This window comes from Cohnella sp. 56, assembly GCF_037963805.1.
In the GTDB taxonomy this organism is placed as follows: domain Bacteria; phylum Bacillota; class Bacilli; order Paenibacillales; family Paenibacillaceae; genus Cohnella.
This window is the reverse complement of record NZ_JAZDQE010000032.1, coordinates 1-21475: the sequence shown is the minus strand read 5'-3', so window position 1 is coordinate 21475 and position 21475 is coordinate 1. Positions and strand designations below refer to the sequence as shown.

General features: G+C 61.6%; 13 protein-coding genes and 1 riboswitch. Of the genes, 5 read left to right on the top strand and 8 right to left on the bottom strand.

Going from position 1 to position 21475, the window contains the following annotated elements:
- Positions 1 to 276 precede the first annotated feature (276 nt).
- Positions 277 to 361: riboswitch (ZMP/ZTP riboswitch) on the top strand.
- A gap of 92 nt (positions 362 to 453) precedes the next feature.
- Together VQ071_RS29160 and VQ071_RS29155 are read left to right on the top strand one after the other, a co-directional pair.
- A complete protein-coding gene (locus VQ071_RS29160) occupies positions 454 to 1314 on the top strand; it encodes a bifunctional 5,10-methylenetetrahydrofolate dehydrogenase/5,10-methenyltetrahydrofolate cyclohydrolase (RefSeq protein WP_340518518.1) in 861 nt (286 codons plus the stop codon).
- A complete protein-coding gene (locus VQ071_RS29155) occupies positions 1311 to 1946 on the top strand; it encodes a cyclodeaminase/cyclohydrolase family protein (protein WP_340518516.1) in 636 nt (211 codons plus the stop codon). The genes VQ071_RS29160 and VQ071_RS29155 overlap by 4 nt, the downstream gene beginning before the upstream one ends.
- A 114-nt stretch (positions 1947 to 2060) precedes the next feature.
- On the opposite strand, the gene VQ071_RS29150 is transcribed toward VQ071_RS29155, so the two are convergent.
- The 7 genes from VQ071_RS29150 to VQ071_RS29120 form a co-directional block, all read right to left on the bottom strand.
- Positions 2061 to 6740 (bottom strand): Ig-like domain-containing protein, encoded by a 4680-nt coding sequence (locus VQ071_RS29150; protein WP_445293355.1) that lies wholly within the window; start codon positions 6738 to 6740, stop codon positions 2061 to 2063.
- Positions 6741 to 6826: 86 nt separating this feature from the next.
- Positions 6827 to 8365: an ABC transporter substrate-binding protein gene (locus tag VQ071_RS29145; protein ID WP_340518515.1), complete on the bottom strand. Its 1539-nt coding sequence runs from the start codon at positions 8363 to 8365 to the stop codon at positions 6827 to 6829.
- Positions 8366 to 8404: 39 nt separating this feature from the next.
- Positions 8405 to 9289, bottom strand: coding sequence for a carbohydrate ABC transporter permease (locus tag VQ071_RS29140; protein ID WP_340518513.1), 885 nt, complete (start codon positions 9287 to 9289; stop codon positions 8405 to 8407).
- A gap of 13 nt (positions 9290 to 9302) precedes the next feature.
- Positions 9303 to 10325: an ABC transporter permease gene (locus VQ071_RS29135; RefSeq protein ID WP_340518510.1), complete on the bottom strand. Its 1023-nt coding sequence runs from the start codon at positions 10323 to 10325 to the stop codon at positions 9303 to 9305.
- Between the two features lie 1241 nt (positions 10326 to 11566).
- Complete coding sequence (locus VQ071_RS29130) at positions 11567 to 13879, bottom strand: AraC family transcriptional regulator (RefSeq protein ID WP_340518508.1); 2313 nt, start codon at positions 13877 to 13879, stop codon at positions 11567 to 11569.
- A gap of 242 nt (positions 13880 to 14121) precedes the next feature.
- On the bottom strand, positions 14122 to 14778 hold the full coding sequence (bshB2, locus tag VQ071_RS29125; RefSeq protein WP_340518506.1) for a bacillithiol biosynthesis deacetylase BshB2: 657 nt from the start codon (positions 14776 to 14778) through the stop codon (positions 14122 to 14124).
- Between the two features lie 20 nt (positions 14779 to 14798).
- Complete coding sequence (locus tag VQ071_RS29120) at positions 14799 to 15143, bottom strand: YojF family protein (protein WP_340518504.1); 345 nt, start codon at positions 15141 to 15143, stop codon at positions 14799 to 14801.
- 328 nt (positions 15144 to 15471) lie between these two features.
- Between VQ071_RS29120 and VQ071_RS29115 the strand changes: the two genes are divergently transcribed.
- Positions 15472 to 16464 carry an LLM class flavin-dependent oxidoreductase gene (locus VQ071_RS29115; protein WP_340518501.1) on the top strand — a complete coding sequence of 331 codons (993 nt, stop codon included), beginning with the start codon at positions 15472 to 15474 and terminating at the stop codon, positions 16462 to 16464.
- A gap of 136 nt (positions 16465 to 16600) precedes the next feature.
- Positions 16601 to 20185, top strand: coding sequence for an S-layer homology domain-containing protein (locus tag VQ071_RS29110; RefSeq protein WP_340518499.1), 3585 nt, complete (start codon positions 16601 to 16603; stop codon positions 20183 to 20185).
- Between the two features lie 66 nt (positions 20186 to 20251).
- Here the strand turns inward: VQ071_RS29110 and VQ071_RS29105 are convergent, their stop codons facing one another.
- Entirely contained in the window at positions 20252 to 20842 is a 591-nt protein-coding gene (locus VQ071_RS29105; RefSeq protein ID WP_340518497.1) for a DUF2087 domain-containing protein, read from the bottom strand.
- A 96-nt stretch (positions 20843 to 20938) separates the two neighbouring features.
- Between VQ071_RS29105 and VQ071_RS29100 the strand changes: the two genes are divergently transcribed.
- The gene (locus VQ071_RS29100; RefSeq protein WP_340518495.1) at positions 20939 to 21394 is read left to right on the top strand and encodes a hypothetical protein; all 456 of its coding nucleotides are present in this window, start codon (positions 20939 to 20941) and stop codon (positions 21392 to 21394) included.
- Positions 21395 to 21475: the final 81 nt, after the last annotated feature.

The following is a 21475-nucleotide window of genomic DNA, read 5'->3' as shown; positions in this document are numbered from 1 at the left end:
TCTACACTTCTAATCCAGGGGGATGGCCCCCAGCTATTTATCGTGAAAGAATGCTATCACAAGCTGCTTAGTAACGGGATTTCTGTATGAGGGTGTTTTCAAACTGCACTTTTTTTGACAACTCCAAGGCGATGACGCAGTTGGCACGCTCCCCAGGCCCATCGCCTCTCCTAGTGAAGGCGATGGCGCAGTTGGCGGGTCCCACTTGAACACCTCTTCGAGCGGGTTGCCCGCAACAGTTTCCATCGCCCGCAAAGTCTGGTACGATAAGAGCAATAAGCCGTATGCGACTGGCGAGATGAGTGGAATCGACCACGAGGAAGCATACGGAGGGACCCTTCCGTTCGCCTGGGAATAAGGATCCGCGATAGGACTCGTATGAATTGCGAGCCTGCCGCGGGTCCTTTTTTGTTCGAGAATGAGGCGCTTCGACATCGAAGGAGGAGATTCGGTATGTCCACGATCATGAAAGCGAAGGAAGCCGCAGAACAAGTCTACGACGTCGTCCGCTCGCGCGTAGAGGCGCTCAAGGAGGGAGGAACGCATCCATTGCTGGCCGTCGTGCTGTTGGCGGGAGATCCGGCCTCCGCCTACTACGCGCAGGCCAAGCGCAAGATCGCGGAGCGGCTCGGCATTGCGTACCGCCTGCACACGCTGCCTGCGGATACGTCGGAGCCTGCGCTGCTGGAGCTGATCGCCGGATTGAACGCGGCCCCCGACGTTCACGGCATCATGCTGGAGCTGCCGCTGCCGGCCCATCTGTCCGCGCGCCGGATCGAACGGGCGATCTCGCCCGCCAAGGACGTCGACGGCGTCACGCCCGCGAACAAGCTGGCCGTCCTCACGGGCGAACCGGGCCTCTATCCCGCCACGCCGCAGGCCTGCATCACGCTCGTCAAGCATTATGGCTACGCGCTCGAAGGCGCGAATGTCACGCTCATCGGCCGCGGTCAGACCGTCGGGCTGCCGCTGTTCCATCTGCTGCAGCGGGAGCAGGCGACCGTCACCGTCTGTCACTCCCGCACGCCCGATATCGCGTCCCATCTGGCACGCGCCGACCTCGCCTTCGTCGCCGTCGGCCGGCCGGATACGGTGACGCCGGATATGGTCCATCCCGGCCTCGTCCTGGTGGACGCCGGCATTAACGAACTGCCGGGCGGCAGCATCGCCGGCGACATCTCTCCGGCCGCCGGCGAACGCGCAGCCGCCTGCTCGCCTGTACCCGGCGGCGTCGGAACGCTCACGACCGCGATCTTGTTCCGCAATCTGATGGACGCCATCGTCCGGCAGCAAAGCGAGGTGAGCGGCGCATGAGCGACGTGTCCTGGGATCATTCCATCCGCAGCTTCCTGGCATCGGCCGGCAGCGCCAATCCGACGCCGGGCGGCGGCAGTGTGGCGGCCGTAGTCGCGGCGCTCGGCGCTGCCATGACGTCGATGGTCGGCCATCTGTCGCAGGGCGACAAGTATGCGCCGATCCGCGAGGAGGTCGAAGAGACGCTCAAGGAAATGAGCCGCTTGAGCGTCGAATACGAGGCGCTGATGCATGCGGACATCGCGTCGTTCGACGGGTATATGGCAGCGCTGCGAATGCCCAAACTCACCGGCGACGATATAGAGAAGCGCCGGACGGCGCTGCGCGAGGCGACCGTCCGGGCGATCGAGATGCCGCTGCGCCTGATCGAGCAGTGCCGGAGCGGCCTGGAGCAGACGCTTCGCATCGTCGAGGGCTCCAACAAGCACGTCGCCTCCGACCTGGGGATCGGAGCGATCTTGCTGGAGGCGGCCGCTCAGTCCGCCCTGCTGACCGCGGAGATCAACTTCGGCTCGCTTCAGGATGAGCAATCGAAGGCACGCTATGCCGACAGAGCAAGCGCACTGATGCTCAGCATAGAACGCGCAAAAGCCGAAGTGCTGAACGCCGTTCGACGGCGCATGTGCGAATGACGGCAGCATCGGCAGCCCGTTAGTGACAGGAGCTCATAGAAAAAACCGTCCTTTGCCAGCAGCTGCGCGTCGCAGTCGCTTCACAAAGGAACGGTTTTTTTAAGTATATCTACCTCACTTCGTCACCTGCACAAGCAGCGTCTCGCTTGTCGTCGCGCCTGCCGCATTGGCGAGCTCCGCGCGATATTCGTAGCGCCCGGGCGCCCGGCCGGAGAGGGAAGTCGTCGCAGCTTGCGCGGACGGCGTGCCTGCGGTCAGCTGCTGGGTGTCGATCAGCACGTCGTTCTCGTACAGACGGTATGTCTCTCCGTTCGTGCCCCACCACATGTTCATCGACACGTCATAGCTGCCGTCGCCGTCCCAGTTGTTCGCGGACAGCACCGGCTTGCCCGGGTTCGCGTCCTTGACGGTGACGACCAGCGTCTCGCTCGTCGTCTTGCCGCTGCCGTTAATCAGCTCGGCCCGATAGCGGTAGGTGCCGTCGGCCCGCCCCGAGATCGCCGTGACCGCCGACTGCGCCGCCGGCGAAGCGTTCGCGAGCGACTGCGTATCGATGAGCGCATCGTTCTCGTATAGCTTGTAGACAGAACCGTTCTCGCCGTACCAGAGATTCATCGTGATCTTGTAATCGCCGTCGAGCAAACCCGTGTCGTAGCCGTTGTCGCTCGACAGCACCGGCTTGCCGGGCGTTCCCTGCCCTTCGCCTTCGGCAGGCAAGCTTGCCTTAATATGCGCCTCGGTCAGCGTCACGGTGCCGTAGGCCGCGATCTTGCCTGCGGCGTCCAGCACGTAGACGGCAACCGTGTTGCCTGCGGCGGCCGCGAGGTCGCTGCCGGCCGCGTAGTCCGCGGCGCCGGCCGGCACCGCGCCGCCCAGACCCGGTGCCGGCGGCAGCTCCGCCGCCGACGCATACACCGCCGCCTTCAGCGCATGGCCCGCCGGCATATCGCCTGCCGTCAGCCGCGTCGTACCTGCGGCTGTCCCCGGCTCCGCCGTCACGGCGAGCGCGGCCGCCGGCTCCTGCGGCACAAGCGAGAACCGGACGTCGTCGAACAACAGGTAGCTGAACCCGCTCGCATAGAAGCCCACCTTGCCCGACGGGCGGTAGCCCGGATCGGTGCCTTCCAGCCGGAGCGCCCCGTTCACGTACACCCGCAGATGGCCTCCCTCCGCGATCACTTTCACATCGTACGTCGTATCGGCCGCCAGATCCCAGCCCGACTGCGGCGCCGTCTTCAGTACGGTCCAGCTGCCGTTGTACAGCACCCAATCCGACGTGCCGTCCGCCTTCATCTTGTAGCCGATGCGGGTCGAAGCGGTCGCGTCCTGCCGGTCGAAAATGTACAGCGTGCCCCCGCCCGTCGGCAGCGTCGGCGGCGTCCGCAGCTTGAACTCAAGCATATAATCCTCGAAGTTCCGGTTCACCAGTCCGGTCGCGCCGTTCAAAATCTTGTACCAGCGGTTCCCGTCCGCATCCAGATAGATGCTGCGGTTCGGGTCCACCGGCCAGCCGTTGCCGCCCGACTCGAAGTCGGTATCGTGGATCACGTTGGACACGATCACCTTCATGGCGGCGGTCGCATGCGCATTGTCGACCGAAGTCGCCGTCACCGTCGCTTCGCCTTCGCTCACGGCGGTGACGAGGCCGCCCGCATTCACCGCCGCGACCGACGGATTGCTGGACGTCCAGGTCAAGTCCTGATTCGCCGCGTCGACGGGATCGAATGACACACTCAGCTGCCTGGTCTGTCCGGCCGTCACGCGCACCGGATTTTCCGTCGCGATCACACCCGAGACGTCGGTCGTCGACGCCTTGAACTGCACGTCGTCGAACAGCATATAGCTGATGTTGTTGACGTAGAAGCCGACCTTGCCGGACGCATTGTGCCCCGGGTCCGTGCCCTTGAGCCGGAACTCGTCGTTGACGTAGACACTGAGGTCGCCGCCCTTCGCCAGCATCTTGATCCGGTACTCCGTATTCGGCAGCAGATCCTGGCCAGGCAGCTTCACTTCCTTGAGCACCGTCCAGGCCGAATTGTACAGCAGCCAGGACGATGTGCCGTCCTCCCGCACCTTGTAGCCGATCCGCGTCGAGCCGCTGCCGACCTGCTTGTCGAAGATGTACAGCGTCGCATACGTCGGTATCGTCTCCGGCGTACGCAGCCGGAAGGTCAGCTCGTAGTCGGTAAAATCCTTGTTGATGAGCGTCGACGCATTGTTCAGCAGCTTGTACCAGCGGTTGTCGTCCACCTTCACGATGGATCGGTTCGCGTCCTGCGGCCACAGGCCTGATCCGTTCTCGAAGTCCGTCCGGTCCATGACGCCGTCGCCGGTCCCGACATGAACCGATGACACCGCGGTCAGACTCGGATTGACGGCCGACGCGACGGTGATCGTCGTATCGCCGACCGACTGCCCCGTGACGATGCCCGCCGCACTGACGGTAGCGATCGACGGATCGGCCGAGACGAACGTGAGCGCCGGATTGCTCGCGTTCCACGGCAATACCGCCGTCTGCAGCTTCACCGACTTGAAGCGGTCGACGGTGATGTCGTCGTTGTACAGTGCGACGCCGGTCACCGGGAATTCGTGCGGTCCCGCCGTCGTGCCCGGCGTGCCCGTGGTACCGATGTCGCCGAACGGAATATTCGGGAAGCCCGGAATATGCGTGTAGGCCGGCGCGTTAGCCGCCAATGTCAGGTCGCCGCCCGCCAGGTTGACGAAGCCGGGATCGGTCGTCGTCACCCAGTTGTCCGCGTACTGGACGAGGTTGAACTTGTCGTATGCACCGTTCGCGTTCGTTCCGACCCGGGCCACGTTCGGATTGTAGACGATGTTGCCCTGGAACGTATTCGAGTCGGGATAATAGCGGTTCTCGTCGAAGAAGGTGGCGAGCTCCGGATACTTGGTCAGATACGGCGTGCCGACGAAGTTGTTGTTCGCGGCGAACAGCGCCTCCCACTTCGGCATATAGTTCTTCGCGATCTTTCCGTCCGGCTTGTCGCCCAGATAGATGTCCGCGTAGTCGTACGGCACCTTCGCATCGACGAAGATGTTATTCCGCGAGAGAACGTACGAGCCGCCGTTGTTTTTGATGGCGGAGTTGCCCATCTTGTAGAACACATTCTCCTCGATCTTGAGCCCCATCGTGAAGTTGTCCGGGTAAATACCCTCGACGCCGGCTTTGCCCGTGCCGATGTCGTGGAAGTAGTTGCGCCGGATGACGGTGCCCCGCTGCTGCGGCGTCTCGCCCGCGTTCATGTAGATCGCGCCGAGGTCGGAGAAGCTTTTGCACACGTCGTAAATCTCGTTGTACTCGATCAGATGGTCGTTGCCGAAGACGAGCACGCCCGGGTGGGGGGCGTCGTGCAGCTCGCTCCGCGACATCCGGTTGCCGACGCCCGACAGGATGACGCCGGGATTGTACGCCTTGTGATAGTAGGCGAAGTCGTGAATATGCGAATTCTCGACATAGTTGTTGCCCGGCGCGAGCGTCGTCTTGCTGCCGCCGCTCAGCGTGACTGCGGTGCCCCCGATATGGTGAATATGCGAGCCTACGACGCCGAGATCGGTGCCCGGCGCGCCGTCGAAGATGTTGTAGAAAAACCGGCTCTGCGTATTGATGAGCACGCCGCTGTTCGTAAAGTTGCGGATCTCGCTGTTCACGATGCGCACATGGCTGCCGCCGACGATGACGGCCGCCGAGTCCCGCCCGTTCTCGAGGATCAGCTCCTTGAAGTCAATATAAGAAGCGTCGATCGAATTGATCATCGGCGTCTTCAGCATCGTCACCGTGATCTCCGGGTTCGCGGTCGCGAACTCCGCATTCGGCAAGTAATAAAGCTTGCCGGCGTCGCGGTCGATGTAATACTCGCCGGGCGCATCGATCTCCTCAAGCAGATTCTGCGCGAAGTGGAAGTCCGGATACCAGTTCTTGTACAAGCCGCTCATCTCGCCGTAGCGCAGCGTGATCGTCTTGTTCGCCGTATCGATCGCGGCGATCTTGTTGTACGACCATTCCCAGCTGTAGCCGAAAATGCCGTCCAGCCAGATATCGTCCGCCTGCGTCCAGTACTGCGGCCGGTCGTACGTATACGTGAACGTGCCGCCCCGCGTCTGCAGGTCCGCGTCCTTGCGCGTCGGTCCCGGGTCGACGATGTCGCCCATCTGCACCGTGCCTTCGTTCGGCCAGCGGGCGAGCGTCATGCCCTGGCCGTTCACGTACAGCTCCATCGGCGGCACCTGGCTCAGGTCGTTGGCGAGGTAATAGCCGTGGCGGCTCATCACGCCGTAGTCGGTAATGCCGAGCGCGGCGAGGTCGATCTGCAGCACCTTGGACCTTGCGTCCTCGCTGATGATCCGGCTCAGCACCGCGCTGTCGGTCACCGGCACGAACCCGCTCTTCGGGATGTCGCGGCCGCCGGACAGGCGGACCGTCTCCCCCGGATAGGCCATGTACGTGATCGTCTTGCCGGCCTCGCCGGCGTCGGCGGCGCCGAGCTCGAAGCTCGACGTCCGCTCGTACAGGCCTTCTCTCAGATAGACGGTCACGCCGCCGTCCGGCAGACCGCCGCCTGTCTTCATGTCGCGGATGGCGTCGCGCGCCCGCTCCAGCGTCTTGAAGGGCGCGGCGATCGTGCCGGCATTGGCGTCATTGCCGTCCGTCGCGACGTACAGCACTGCGCCGTTGTCGGGCGCCTCGTCGGTGGCTGCGGATACTTGGGCCAGCGGAAAAGCGCACAATAATAGCATCAAGCCTGCGAGCAAAGCCGACATCCGTCTTTTCATGAGCATGCGATTCCATCTCTCCTCAACGTCTGAGTCTGGAACACCGCGCCCGACTTCGGCGCCTTGCACGTTGCCGCGGACCGTCTATGCGATTATTTTTTAAGACCCGACGTCTTCAGGAATTCCTCGAACTGCTTCGTGATTTCGGCCACGTACTTGTCCTCGCCCGCTTCCTTCAGCTTGTCGTACAGGCCCGGCCAGGTCTTGTCGAAGTCGAGCGTGCCGGTCACGATGCCTTTCTTGTACTCGCCCCATACCGCGTTCAGATTGGCGATCTCGGTGACGACGGGCTCGGAGTTGAACTTGAAGGCGCCGACCGGGTTGAGCTCGGCCGTCTCGTTGATCTTCTTGGTCTGCTCCCAGACGTCCTTGGGCTGGCCTTCCTTCAGATAGCTGTTGAACACGTTGCCGAAAATAAAGTCCATGTTCGGACGATACTTGGAATCCGCGACCGGCGTGATGAAGCCTTCCGCGCTCTTCGTATAGTGCTCGCCTTCGATGCCGTTGCTGATCAGGTTGTACAGCTCGGTGTCGCTGTTCATGAGATTGATGAGCATCATGGCGCGCTCCGGGTTCTTCGACGTGCGGCTGATCGACAGGTTGGTCGTCGCGGAGTAGCCGTTGGTGAACCAGTCGCTGATCGGCACGATGACGACGTCGTTGCCGCCGTTGCGTCCCTTGACCTCAGCCTCGACGCCCGGCTTCAGGACGTTCTGGAAGTCGACCGCGATCTGCCCCTTCGCCTGGTAGTCCGTCATCTTGGCCGTCGCCGCGTCCTTGTAGATGTAGCCGGCTTTGTACCATTTGCTCGCCAGTCTGAATGTGTTCAGCTCTTCCTCCGGATAGCGGTACAGCTTGTAAGTCGGGTCGCCCGACTTGATGAAGAAGTGATCGTCGAGCCCCGGCACGCCCCAGTACGTCGCATCATGCAGCACGGTGTTGTAGTAGCCGTTGAACGGAATGATGTCCGGCTCGCCCTGCTTGAGCTTCTCGAGGAACGGCTCGATGTCTTCCATCTTCTTGATGGAGGCCGTGTCGAGCTGGTACTTGTCGGCGAAGCGCTTCTGGATGATGAAGCCGTAGCGTGAGCCGTTGATCTGCTGGTTGGCGACACCGTAAATCTTGCCGTCGACCGTCAGGCCGTCCCACATGTACTGCGGCATGTCGGCCTTCAGCGCCGGCGCATATTGTTCGATGAGATCGTCGAGCGGCTGCAGCGCGCCTTTGCGGACGAGCTCCTCCGGCTTGATCAGATAGCCGGTCCACATGATGTCGAACGTCTCGCTGGCGGCCAGCACGGTGTTCATCTTCTGCACGTAGTCGCCGAGTGCAACCGGTTTCAGTTTGACGGTCGCGTTGATTTTCTCTTTGACGATCTTGTTGACCGCGTCCTCGACCTTCTGCTGGTCGGGCTGCATCTGGTTGAGCGGATAGTACCACGTCAGCTCGACCGGCTTGAGCTCCGAGCCGCTCGTAGATGTCGCCGTCGCGCCGGATGCAGCCGGGGACGATCCGCCCGCGCTTGGCGAAGCGGCTGCGCCGCCCCCGGTATTGTTGTTGCCGCATGCCGCCAGTGCGGTTGCGGTCAGCAGCGCCAGCGCCGCCGTCGTGCCGATTTTTCTTTTCAGCATTCCTGTGACCTCCTAGTTTTTAGCTCTGATTCAAATATGTTAACCCTTGAGGGAGCCAACCGTAAGTCCTCTGACGAAAAAACGCTGGAAGAACGGAAACACGATAAGCATCGGCCCGCCCGCCAGAACGGCGATCGCCATCCGCGCGGAATTGTTCGGGAAATGCGACAGATCGATGCCCAGCTGCTGGGCGAAGTCCGAGTTGGCCGTGATGAATTCGATGCTGTTCAGCGTCCGCACGAGCAAGAGCTGCAGCGGCACCTTGTTCGGATCGTCGATGTAGAGCATCGCGTTGAACCATTCGTTCCAGTAGGCGAATGCGATCAAGAGGCCCATCGTCGCCAGCGCCGGCGTCGACAGCGGCAGGATGATGCGGAAGAAAATCTTGAACTCCCGCGCCCCGTCGATCTTGGCCGACTCGATCACCTCGAACGGCAGCTTCGACAGGAACCCTTTCATGACCATGATGTTGAACGGGGACAGCAGGACGGGCAGGATCAGCGCCAGCAGGCTGTCCTTGAGATGCAAATACTGCGTGACCAAAATGTAAGAAGGAACGAGTCCCCCGCTGAACAGCATCGTGAAGAAAACGTAGAAGGTCGTGATCCGGTTGTACCGGTAGTCCGGCCGGGAGACGACGTAGGCGGTCATCGCGGTAATAAGCAGGCTGATGAGCGTGCCGGCGACGGTCACGAGCAAAGTCACCTCGTAAGCTCTGAACAGAATCACCGGCGAGTCCAGCATGTATCGGTAGGCATTGAGGCTGAACGTGCTCGGGATGAACTGGTAGCCGTGCTTCGTCAGTGCCTGTTCGTCCGTGAGGGATACGGCGACGACGAGCAGGAACGGCAGGATCATCGCCACGGAGAGGACGATGAAGAACAGGTGGATCAAGGTGCGCGGTATCGGTCTTGCTTGCTGCATATGCGATTCCTCCTTACCACATCGAGTGATCCGGGTTGATCTTGCGTACGATGCCGTTGGCGACGAGCACGAGCACGAAGCCGACGACGGATTGATAGAAGCCGACTGCGGCCGACATGCTGACGTTCCCGACCTCGCGCAGCGCACGGTATACATAGGTGTCGATGACGTCCGTGGAGGCGTACAGGAAACCCGAGTTGTTCGGGATAAAGTAGTGCAGGCCGAAGTCCCCGCGGAACATGCCGCCGATCGACAGGATGAGCATGATGATGATGAGCGGCGTCAGCAGCGGCACGGTGATTTTCAGCGCCATCTGCGCCTTGGTCGCGCCGTCGATCCGCGCAGCCTCGTAGTAATCGCCGCTGATGCCCATGATGCCTGCGAAGTAGATCAGCGTCGTGAAGCCGATCGCTTTCCACAGATGCACGACGATAAGGATGATCGGCCACGGCCCCGAATCCTGGTACCAGCTGACCGGCTGCATGCCGAGCGAGACGAGCATTCTGTTGATGAAGCCGTCCGAGTGATTGAGGAACGCGTAGGCGATGTAGCCGACGAGCACCCACGACAGGAAGTGGGGCAGGAACAGCGCCGTCTGGTATAACTTCGTGTACTTCGCCTTCAGCTCGTTCATCAGCACCGCCAGCAGCAGCGCGCCGAGTGTCGTGAGCAGCATGTAGCCGGCGTTGTACAGCACGGTATTGCGCGTGATTCTCCAGGCGATGTCCGTCGTGAACAGGAATCGAAAGTTGTCCAGGCCGACCCATTTGCTGCCGAACATCCCCAGATCGTACCGGTAATTTTTGAAGGCGATGATGAGTCCCACCATCGGCAGGTACGCGAAGATCAATTTGTAGATGAGCCCGGGCAGCGACAGCAGGAACAGCTCCCGGTTGTTTTTCAGATGCTTCAGCTCTCTTCTGATGGCGGATTTGCGCTTCGGTTTGTCGGCGATGCCGACCGGCGGTGATTCCGCATCGGGCAGTGCGCTTGGACGGCTCTGGTCGCTCAGGGCGACCGATGCTTTGTTCGGCATGACGAATGCTCCTTCCCTTGCTTCCCTTGCTCCTCTTGCTGCCTGGTTGCTCCGGCTTGCAGGTCTAACGATAGCGCAGGGGGCGACGGAGACGGTACTGTACATATGCAGGATTCCTGTAAACGCGGGCTGTACGTATGCCAGAATGCTGTAACGGCGCGGTGTGCGGGGCTGTACAGTGCTGTACAGGTGTTAGGCAGGTGTGGCGACGGCCTGTCTCGTGACGACAAAAAGGCCAGCCGGAAAGTCGGCTGACCTGTTGAAGTTTATAGGCCTTGCGCTGACGCTTCTGCCCGCTGACGGGCCCGCGCGTCGAAAGTAGTCTCATCCAGGACTTGTTTGGACCGCTGGCGGGCCGGCGCGCCGAAAGTAGTCTCATCCAGGACTTGTTTGGGCCGCTGGTGGGCCGACGCGCCGAAAGTAGTCTCATCCAGGACTTGTTGGGGCCGCTGGTGGGCCGACACGCCGAAAGTAGTCTCATCCAGGACTTGTTTGGGCCGCTGACGGGCCGGCGCGCCGAAAGTAGTCTCATCCAGGACTTGTTTGGACCGTCGGTGGGCCGACACGCCGAAAGTAGTCTCATCCAGGACTTGTTTGGGCCGCTGACGGGTCGGCGCGCCGAAAGTAGTCTCATCCAGGACTTGTTTGGACCGTCGGTGGGCCGGCGAGCCGAAAGTAGTCTCATCCAGGACTTGTTTGGGCCGCTGGTGGGCCGACGAGCCGAAAGTAGTCTCATCCAGGACTTGTTTGGACCGCTGGTGGGCCGACGCGCCGAAAGTAGTCTCGTCCAGGACTTGTTTGGACCGTCGGTGGGCCGACGCGCCGAAAGTAGTCTCATCCAGGACTTGTTGGGGTCGCTGACGGGACGGCGAGCCGAAAGTAGTCTCATCCAGGACTTGTTTGGACCGCTGGCGGGCCGGCGAGCCGAAAGTAGTCTCATCCAGGACTTGTTTGGACCGCTGGCGGGTCGGCGCGCCGAAAGTAGTCTCATCCAGGACTTGTTTGGACCGTCGGTGGGCCGGCGAGCCGAAAGTAGTCTCATCCAGGACTTGTTTGGACCGCTGGCGGGTCGGCGCGCCGAAAGTAGTCTCATCCAGGACTTGTTTGGGCCGCTGACGGGACGGCGAGCCGAAAGTAGTCTCATCCAGGACTTGTTTGGACCGCTGATGGGCCGGCGAGCCGAAAGTAGTCTCATCCAGGACTTGTTGGGGCCGCTGACGGGCCGGCGCTCGCATTCTCATTCACGTATTGCGCTCGATGGCAGACTTGAGTCTGTATTCCTTGGGGGTAACGCTGTATCGGCGCTTGAACAGGCGGTAAAAATAGCTTTCGTTGCCGAAGCCGACCCGCTCCATAATGTCCGACACCGTCAGGTCCTGCTGCTCGAGCAGCAGCCTGGCCTGGGCTAGCCGCGCAGTGTTGATCCGGTCCACTACCGTCTCTCCCGACTGCGCCTTGTAAACCTGGCCGAGATAGACCGGGTTCATCTTGAGCATATCCGCGATCTTCTGAACGTTGAGATCCGGATCGGCGAAGTGCTTGTCCACGATCTCCGCGATCGTATCGGCGAGCAGCCGGTTCTTGTCCTCCTTGCCGCTCTGCCGCTGCTCGAGCATCTCCCGAACGACGGACAGCAGCACATCGCGGGCCTCGTCCAGCGTCTCGGTGCCGACCAGGCGCCGGTTGATCGCATGCAGATCGACGGATACCGGATTCAGGTTGAACTGATTGATCTCGCCGAGCGTATTGCTAAGCGTCATGCCCATCTGCAGGAGTGCCGAGAACATATTCTCGAAGCTGAATTCGCCGATCGCCCGCTGCCATCGCTCGATCGCGTCCGTCGCCTGTGCCAGATCACCGCTCTTGAGGCCTTCGATGAGCTGCTTTTCCAGTTCCCCGGGAATCCGGTACTGGTCGCTTCGCTCGTTGGCTTCGATATCCTCAGGCTCGATGACTGCGCCGTGGCCGAGCACCATCCGGTAGTCGGATTGCCGCAGCGTCAAGGCATAGTGGCGCGAGATGTCGCGATAATGGCCGAATGGCCGGCTCAGCGCGACGGTGAACGTGACGCGATAGTAAGACGCGATCGTCGCCTGCAGCTCGCGGAAGCGCTCGCCTAGCGCCTCCGGCCGCGCGTCTCCCGTGCCGCTGACGATAAATACGAGATGGCCGTCCTTCATGTCCGCGTATTCGCAGCCGTAATCGCGGCGCAGCAGCTCCTCGCCGATGTTGGCGATCGCGAAGCTGAACAGCGCTTCGGAGCCGTCGCCCGAAGCGGCGACGAGTGCCTCCCGCCGGTCGAGCCGGACGACGGCGAGCCGCAGCGTCCCCGACTCCGCGATGTCGATGCCGTACTGCTCGCGGTTCAGGCGGAACTCGGCCTCGGACACGGCCTCGCTCCCGCCGAGCAGGCTGCGCAGATGGTACACCTTGGCGATATTGCGCTTGGACGCCTGCTCCCGCTCAAGCCCCTTGAGCTTGTCGAGCATGCCCATGTAGTTGGCGGCGATCAGCATCAGCTCGTCCTTGGCCTGCGGATGCCCGCGCGGATCGTCCGGGATGAGACTGAGCAGTCGGCCGACCGGCCGATACAGCCGCAGGGAGAAGTATACCGACAGCAGGACGGCGAACAGGACGACGGACAGCATGACGCCGATCTCCGTCCACTTCATCCGGTTGACGTTGCCGAGCACCGAATCATAATCGCGTATGCTGACGATGCGCCAGTTGTTCATTCCTTTGCCCAGATAAGCGACCTTGTACTTCTTGCCGGCGTGCCGGTAGACGAAGTCCTCGAGCGTGCCCGCCGAGGCTGCGATGCGCGGCATGACGCCATTCTTGAGTTCTTGCCGGGACTGCGTCATCGGCTCGCTCGACATGAGGACGTTGCCGTCGCCGTCGGTCACGAGCAGCAGGTCCTTCTCCCGATCCGCCAGCTTGTTGAGCGTCTTCACGTTGTCGAGCAGCCAGTCCGGCTTCACGGTCAGGATCAGCACGCTGCCGTTCACGGAGCCGAGCGCGGGACCGTCGTAGAGGAAGCAGCCGAACACGTCGATGCCGGTACCCCCGCCGTCCAGATCGAGCGGCATCAGCTGCAGCTTGGGGACGTCCTGATGATCCTTGAGGTAACGGTCCAGCACCGCGTACAACTGGTTGTTGTCCATGCCGTGATTGAGCGATGAGAAAAAACGCCGCTGATTCGGATTGTAGAAGGCCACGGCGTGCAGGTACGGCGACTCGGCGACCGTCCGGTCGAGCCGGTCGATCTTCAGGACGCTCTGCTTGTAGTCGGCTCCCGCCTTGAGCGCGATGAGCTCGTCGTCGTTGAACAGGGACACCGCCAGATCCTTGACGATGCCGTTCATATTCTCGATATTGTAGTTAATCTGGGTGAGCAGTTTGCGGTCGGCGTCGTTCTGGAGGCTCAGCACTTTGCCGCGGGCGTTGACGTTCAGCAAGTAAGCGGTTACGGCCAACGTCACGACGACGAGCATAAAGCTGAGGAGGATTCGCTGCAAAAACTTGCGCGTGCGGAGCGTTCGGAACACATTCATAAGACTTCTCTCCCGCGTGCGGTTTGGTGCACTAACTATAATCGCTCTTTCTTTTCGTTGTCAACGGATGGCGGCAGACGCTTGGCGGGGGCCAAGCGTGCACGCAGGTCAACGGTCGGCGCGCCGACAGGCGCTGCCGGGGCAAAGCATGCATGCAGGTCAGCGGCTGGCGCGCGGATGGATGCGCCGCCGCGCCAAAAGCGCCCGGCTCATATACGAGCCGGGCGCCGCAGGCGTGCGAATCAGGCGAACTTGTACGTCCAGAAGCGCTCCGTGCCGAAGCGCTCCAGCACCTCGCGGCTCTTGTGCGCGTTCTTGTCCAGCAGCTGCGGCACATAGAACTGCGACCTGTGCGAGAGGATCGAAGCGATCTTCTGCTTGAGATAGCTGCTGACATCGACCTCGACGTCGGGATCGCCGATCGACTCCCGGTGATTGTGGGAGAATGCCATGCAATGCACGGGCGGTCTCGCTGCCGGCTGGAGCTTGCCGATCGTGCGGATGACGGCGGCGCCGGTCGCATCGTGGTCCGGGTGGACGGCGAAGCCCGGGAAAAAGGTGACGACGAGCGACGGATCGAGCTCCGCCAGCAGTTCGCCGATCTTGAGGTCGAGCAGGTCCTGGTCCTCGAACTCCAGCGTCTTGTCATGGAAGCCGAGCAGACGAAGATCCTGAATGCCGATCGCCCGGCAGGACTGCTCCAGCTCGCCCTTGCGAATCTGCGGGAGCGTGATGCGGTTTGCAAAAGGAGGGTTGCCCATGTTGCGCGCGCGCTCGCCCAAGGTCAGGCAGGCGTATGTGACCTGGGCGCCCTCGGCGATGCGTCTCGCCAGCGTCCCCGACAGCCCGAAGCACTCGTCGTCCGGATGCGGCAGCACGACTAATATACGTTGTTCCATATCTTACTCCTTCCTGTGCGTCAGAACGGCTCGCGGCTAAGCTGCAGCGCGACGACGAGCTTGCCCGTGCTGTCGTGCCCCGCCATGATGAGACGCTCTTCGTCAGTCTCGTCGTAGTGCGTCAGTCCTTCGGCATAAATCCAGCCCTTGTCCATCTTCAGTCCGACTCTGTACGGGTCGCTGCCGGAGATCGAGCCGATTCCGTAGCGGACCAGGGCATTCGTGATGAAGTTGGCCGCCGGATGCTTGGTCGTATCGTGATGGGCCGCGTAGGCGCCCGTCGTCAGCTCCAAGTGTATGTACAGGTCCTGATCCCTGAGGGCATCGAGCCTGTTCTGTATCTCTACGATCTGAATCGGTAACATGCCGGCGCCTCCTTTATTTATGATTCAATATACCACAGTCTGCGCCGACGCGCATGCGGCGGATGCCGAGCCGCGCTCCCGGACTTAATATTCGTCCAATGTGGACAAGCAGGTCGAGCACGATCGGCTCCAGGCCGGCACGTTCTGCTCAAAACCGACATGTCCTGCTCAAGGCCGGCACGGCCTTGTCGCTCATGAAGCCGTGAGCCTTAGCTCCGGGATACGCCGGTACGCGATGCGGACAAGCGAGGGCGCCTTCGGGCGCTTTTTTTCATGGTCCCGAATGTGCTAGGTTTAAGGATATCATCGGAGAAAGGAACCATGCCGCATGAAAATAGGAATTCTCGATCAAGCGCCCATCGTAAAAGGCAGCACCGCCGCCGACGCGCTTCGCAACGCCGAGGCGCTCGCCATACTCGCCGATCGGCTCGGCTATCACCGGATGTGGATGGCGGAGCATCACAACACCCGCAACTTCGCCAGTACGGCGCCCGAGATCATCGCTGCGCGCCTCGCGGCGCTGACGAAGCGAATCCGCATCGGCACCGGCGGCGTCATGATGATGCACTACTCCCCGCTCAAGCTGGCCGAGACGTTCAAGACGCTCAGCGCCTTCTCCCCGGGGCGCATCGACTTCGGCGTCGGCCGCGCGCCGGGCGGCGACCACTATTCGACGCGCGCGCTCGCCGAGGGCCGGCCGCATCTGCCGGGCGACCTGTACGACAAGCTGCAGACGACGCTGCAGCTCATGAACGACCGGGCGCCCCAGGACCCGCTGTACGAGGGGCTGCTGGCCTCCCCGTACGCCGTGCCGCTGCCCGAAGCCTGGCTGCTCGGCTCCACAGGCAACAGCGCCGTCCGGGCGGGGCGGCTCGGCGTAGGATATTCGTTCGCGCAGTTTTTCAACGGGCAGATGACGCGCGAGATTTTCGACGCCTATCGGGACAACTTCGAGCCTTCGTACTTCATGCCTGAGCCGCTCATCAATGTGACCTATTCCGCCACGGTCGCCGATACGCGCGAGGAAGCCGAGTACATCGCGAAGCCGATCGACCTGCTGCGGCTGTCCCTGACGCGGGGCGCGCTGCTGCAGTTGATGACGCCCGACGAGGCGCGCGACTATCCGTTGACCGAGGCGGACCGCGCGATCATCCGGGAGAACCGCAAGCTGCATCTCGTCGGCACGCCGCGCGACGTCGCGGATATTCTCCTTCGCGACCGGGAGCTGTACGGCTTCGACGAAGTCATGATCAACAGCACGCCGCACGGCTTCGATACGCGGCTCGACGTATTCCGCCTGCTGGCGCGCGAGCTGCTGTAGCCGCAGGCAGCCGCAGGCAGCCGCGGAAGCGGACATGACGAATCTCGCAAACTTTTACAATCCACAAACGTTCCTCTGACAATCAGCCAACGTCCGCTTGATAGAGTGGACTAAATTTGGATGATAGAGGTGCGAGATGAAAAGAAAAAGTGCAGGCATGCTGGCCCTATGGCTGGTCATCTGTCAATTGCTGACGGCCGCGACCGCTTGGGCGAACGATACGTCCGCTGCGGCGCCGATCACGCTGGTCAGCCCGGGCGCCGTATGGAGCTACAGCGATACGGGAGCCGACCATTCGGCCAGCGTCACGCAGACGGTATACGACGTATCCGGCTGGAAGACGGGCCCTGCGCCGCTGGGCTTCAAGGAATTGAGCGGCGTCTCCACCGGCAATGTAGCGCCGGCTTCGAACGCCGACTTCGGCAATGCGGCCACAATCGTAAGTTATGGCTCCGATCGGACGAAGAAATATCCGACGACCTACTTCAGCCGCACGATCACGATCGATTCGGTCGCCGCGCTGGAGTCGCTCTCCGCACAATTCGCTTATGACGACGGCATCGTCTTCTACATCAACGGCGTCGAGCAATACCGGGGCAGCATGCCGGCCGGGTCGATTGCCTATACGACCCTGGCTACGACCAATCTGGACAAGCCGCAGGTGCAGACACAAGCGCTGTCCGTCGGCGCATTGAAGGACGGCGTCAATCAATTGATGGTCGAAGTCCATCAGTCTACCGCTTCCAGCTCGGATCTGTACTTCGCCATGAAGCTGACGGCGATGCCCAAGTCTGCCGGAGGAGACAACGGTTCCGGCGGCGGCACGTCCGGCGAGAGCGTGCTGCTCGCCAAGAACACCGGCTGGAAGGTCATGGACACAGGCGCCGATCTGGGTACGGCATGGCGCGATGCGCAAGCCGACGATTCGGCCTGGACGGTGAAGCAGGCGCCGCTCGGTTATCCCGTCGGCAAGTCGGCCGAGCCGTTCGGCGCGGTCGGCGGCGGCTTGATCGGCTACGGTCCGGACAGCGCTCACAAATATCCGACGACGTACTTCCGCACGACGTTCCAGGCGGGAGCCAATCTGTCCGACTATCGCAAGATCGTCGGCACGTTCGGCGTGGACGACGGCGTCGTCCTATACTTGAACGGCATCGAGACATACCGCTTCAATATGCCTGCCGGCGAGCCTACATATGAGACTTTCAGCGCGGAGACGCTGAACGATCCCGAGACGGTGACTGCGGATCTGACGGCGGCTTTTCAAGGCGTGCTGAAAAGCGGGACCAATGTGCTGGCGGTCGAGGTTCATCAGCGCAGCGCGAGCAGCTCGGATCTGTACTGGGATATGCAGCTTGTCGCAAATCCCGAGAATACGGATGGGGGAACAGGCGGCGGCACTGCTGATCCGAAGCCTTTTAACGTCGCGCTGAACTTCAACGGGGATCCGAGAACGGACCTGGGCTTCGGCTACTACACCGATCCGTCGGTCACCGGCACGAAGCTTGAGGTCGTCGAGGCGGCGCTCGATCCGGACAGCACGTTCCCTGCCGGCGTTACCGCCGTGTTCGAAGGCGCATCGACGACGGTTAATGTGTTCAAGAGCAGCTCGGACAAGAGCGGCGGCAAGGCGACCTCCTACAGCAGCCACAAGGTCAAGGCGACCGGGCTCAAGCCGGGCACCACATACCGTTATCGCCTTGGCGACGGTGCTGCGGACCGCTGGAGCGAGATGCGGACATTCCGCACGGAAGACGCGGACCTGCAGTCGTTCCACTTTATTTATGCGACCGATCCGCAAGGCACGACCGCGCCCGAATATGTCACCTGGAAGCATACGCTGGACGAAGCGATGAAGACGGTGCCGGACCCGCGCTTCCTCATCGTCACGGGCGATCTCGTTGACAACGGCGATCTGGAAAATCAATGGTCCTGGCTGCTGGATACGCCCAAGGACATCTTGCGCAGCCTGCCGATCGCGCCGATCCTGGGCAACCACGAGAGCAAGGGCTACAACAACTTCGCGTACCACTTCAATACGCCGAATTTGTCTGCGACGAACGCCTTGCCCGAGGGCTCCGTTTATGCGTACGATTATGGACCTGCGACCTTCTTCGTCCTCAATACCGAATACAGCGGGGCCAAGTCGGCCGATCTGCCGATCTACGAAGCCCAGGTGAACTGGCTGCGCAGCGAGGCTGCGAAGTCGGACAAAAAGTGGAAGATCGTCATGTTCCATAAATCGCCTTACTCGGTAGCGAATCATGTGAACGACAGCGATGTCGTGTTCTATCGCAACAACCTGACCAAAGTGTTCGACGAGCTCGGCATCGACGCCGTCCTGAGCGGCCACGATCATACCTACACGCGGAGCTATCCGATGTACGACAATGTCCCGCAGACGGATACGTACGTCGATTCGGACGGCAATGCAGTGAATCCCAAGGGTACGCTCTACATGGTCACGAACGCGGCCGGCGACAAGCGCTATACGCCAGGCAAGGGTCCATTCCCGTACGCGGCCAAGTTCGGTCAACCGAACAAGGAGATGTTCACGGACGTCTCCGTCACCGCGGATACGCTGTCGCTGAAGACCTATACGACACTCGAGAATGGCACGACCGACCTGTACGACACCTATAGTATAAAAAAGACCGAGCCGAAACCCGGTAAAGTGGCGGATGCAAAGCTGGGCTCGATCGCGGACGGAAAGCTCACATTAACCTGGAACGCGCCTTCGTCCGGGCCGGACGTTCAGGCGTACCGAATCTATGAGAAGCAGGGCCTGCTGGGGCCGAACTGGAACGCGACCGTAGGACATACGGCCGGAACGACTGCGTATGCCCTGGACGTGACGGGCGTCGACGCGGCAAGGACGTATCAGTTCGTCATCCGCGCGGTCAGCGGCAAGACGGCCTCCGACGGCGTAGTCGCCGAGGCGGAGACGATTGCGTCGCCGACACCGAGCGCCACGCCTTCGCCGACGCCAAGCGCCACACCTTCGCCGACGCCAAGCGCCACGCCTTCGCCGACACCGAGCGCCACGCCTTCGCCGACGCCAAGCGCCACGCCTTCGCCGACGCCAAGCGCCACGCCTTCGCCGACGCCAAGCGCCACGCCTTCGCCGACGCCAAGCGCCACGCCTTCGCCGACGCCAAGCGCCACGCCTTCGCCGACGCCTGTGCTGAAGGACATCGGAACACACTGGGCGGCCGGCCCGATTCGCCAGGCGCTAGAGCTTGGGTTCGTCCAAGGCTACGGCGACGGCACCTTCAAGCCGGAGCAGCAGGTCAACCGTGCTGAATTCATCACGATGCTCGTGCGGGCGCTTCAACCGGACGCGTCGTCCGCAGGCGCTTCCCCGTCGTCGTTCGCCGACGCCTCGGGCATCCCTGCATGGGCTCGCGATTCCGTAGCGCATGCGGTCGCGGCCGGGTTCATCTCCGGCTATGCCGACGGCACCTTCCGCCCGAACCGGGAGTTGACGCGTCTGGAGATGGTCGTGCTGATTGTCCGTGCCTCCGGCATTCCGGTGCCGGCCGCTCCGAAGCTTGGCATCGCCGATGCCAAAGACGTGCCGGCCTGGGCCGCGCCTTATGTCGCGGCTGCGCTCGACGCGAAGCTGATCGCCGGCGTAGGCGGCAACCGCTTCGCGCCGAATGAGATTGCCGATCGCGCACAGGCAGTCACGATCATTCTCGGCGCACTCAATCGCCGTTGATCCACCGTCCAACTTAAAGAGGCTGCATCCAGTCACCGACGACTGAGGTGCAGCCTTCTTTTATTGTCAATTCCGCTCCCACATCTCCCGCGGGTTCAACTCGTACGTTTCATTTTCCCGGAACATGAACTGATGCATGATGAACTCTCTGCGGATGGTGGCGTAGTCCTCGTGATAGCTTTGAATAAACACATTGATCTCCTTCTCGCTATACTTCCGCCCGGCCTCGAGCTTCGATACGAGATGCTCCAGCACGATCAGCTTCTTCTTCAGCTGCGCGGGCAGGTTCTTCAACCTGCCGTCCGCCGTGAAGAAGTTTTTAATGACGTTCTCTTGCAGACGAATATCTTTTTCGCTTTCCACGCTGTCCTCTCCTCCTTTCGCCTTTTTGTAGATGAGCGCCACGGCGGCGTTCGCGTTGTCCCGAATGAAGTAATCGTTCAGCGAGAAAAAAATCGTGTTCTTCTCCCTGCGCTCGTGAATCAGACTCGCTTCCCGCAGCTTGGCCGCATGATGCGTGATCGTGGCCGGCGTCAGATGCAGCCTCTCCGCCAGTTCCTGCCCGTTGAGCTCTCCCCCGACCAGCAGGATCAGCATCCGTAGCCGCGTGGGGTCCGCCAGCGCCTTGTGATAGGCGACGACCTTGTCGAGTTGCATAGGCTCCACCCCCTCCTTCGTTGTGTGTAATTGCGATCGTTTGTTGGCTATGGATTAGATTGATATCTAATTAGATGTTAATCTAATTTATTAATTGTGTCAACGCAAGGGGTGGACTCGCTCTCCATCGCCTCTCGTAGTGCAGGCGATCCGCCTCCTCGCGCCTCCGACACACCCATCGCCTCTCGTAGTGCAGGCGATCCGCCTCCTCGCGCCTCCGCCACATCCATCGCCTCTCGTAGTGCAGGCGATCCGCCTCCTCCCGCTCCCGCCACACCCATCGCCTCTCGTAGTGCAGGCGATCCGCCTCCTCCCGCTCCCGCCACACCCATCGCCTCTCGTAGTGCAGGCGATCCCCACTCTCGCGCCCCGCCACACCAATCGCCTCTCGTAGTGCAGGCGATCCGCCTCCTCGCGCCTCCGCCACATCCATCGCCTCCCGTAGTGCAGGCGATCCCCACTCTTGCGTCCTCGCCACATCCATCGCCTCTCGTAGTGCAGGCGATCTGGAGTGCTACGATAAAAATGCAGTCGAAAAACCCCCTCGTATGAAATAAAATGAAAGCTAGCGAGGGGACGAGGACGCATGAACAGGTATGACAAGGCATTCAAAGAAGAAGCCATAAGACTGAG

Bases quoted from the DNA above. Each gene is read 5' to 3' on its own strand.
- VQ071_RS29160 (WP_340518518.1), top strand. From the start codon at position 454: ATGTCCACGATCATGAAAGCGAAGGAAGCCGCAGAACAAGTCTACGAC.
- VQ071_RS29155 (WP_340518516.1), top strand. From the start codon at position 1,311: ATGAGCGACGTGTCCTGGGATCATTCCATCCGCAGCTTCCTGGCATCG.
- VQ071_RS29150 (WP_445293355.1), bottom strand. From the start codon at position 6,740: ATGCTCATGAAAAGACGGATGTCGGCTTTGCTCGCAGGCTTGATGCTA.
- VQ071_RS29145 (WP_340518515.1), bottom strand. From the start codon at position 8,365: ATGCTGAAAAGAAAAATCGGCACGACGGCGGCGCTGGCGCTGCTGACC.
- VQ071_RS29140 (WP_340518513.1), bottom strand. From the start codon at position 9,289: ATGCAGCAAGCAAGACCGATACCGCGCACCTTGATCCACCTGTTCTTC.
- VQ071_RS29135 (WP_340518510.1), bottom strand. From the start codon at position 10,325: ATGCCGAACAAAGCATCGGTCGCCCTGAGCGACCAGAGCCGTCCAAGC.
- VQ071_RS29130 (WP_340518508.1), bottom strand. From the start codon at position 13,879: ATGAATGTGTTCCGAACGCTCCGCACGCGCAAGTTTTTGCAGCGAATC.
- bshB2 (WP_340518506.1), bottom strand. From the start codon at position 14,778: ATGGAACAACGTATATTAGTCGTGCTGCCGCATCCGGACGACGAGTGC.
- VQ071_RS29120 (WP_340518504.1), bottom strand. From the start codon at position 15,143: ATGTTACCGATTCAGATCGTAGAGATACAGAACAGGCTCGATGCCCTC.
- VQ071_RS29115 (WP_340518501.1), top strand. From the start codon at position 15,472: ATGAAAATAGGAATTCTCGATCAAGCGCCCATCGTAAAAGGCAGCACC.
- VQ071_RS29110 (WP_340518499.1), top strand. From the start codon at position 16,601: ATGAAAAGAAAAAGTGCAGGCATGCTGGCCCTATGGCTGGTCATCTGT.
- VQ071_RS29105 (WP_340518497.1), bottom strand. From the start codon at position 20,842: ATGCAACTCGACAAGGTCGTCGCCTATCACAAGGCGCTGGCGGACCCC.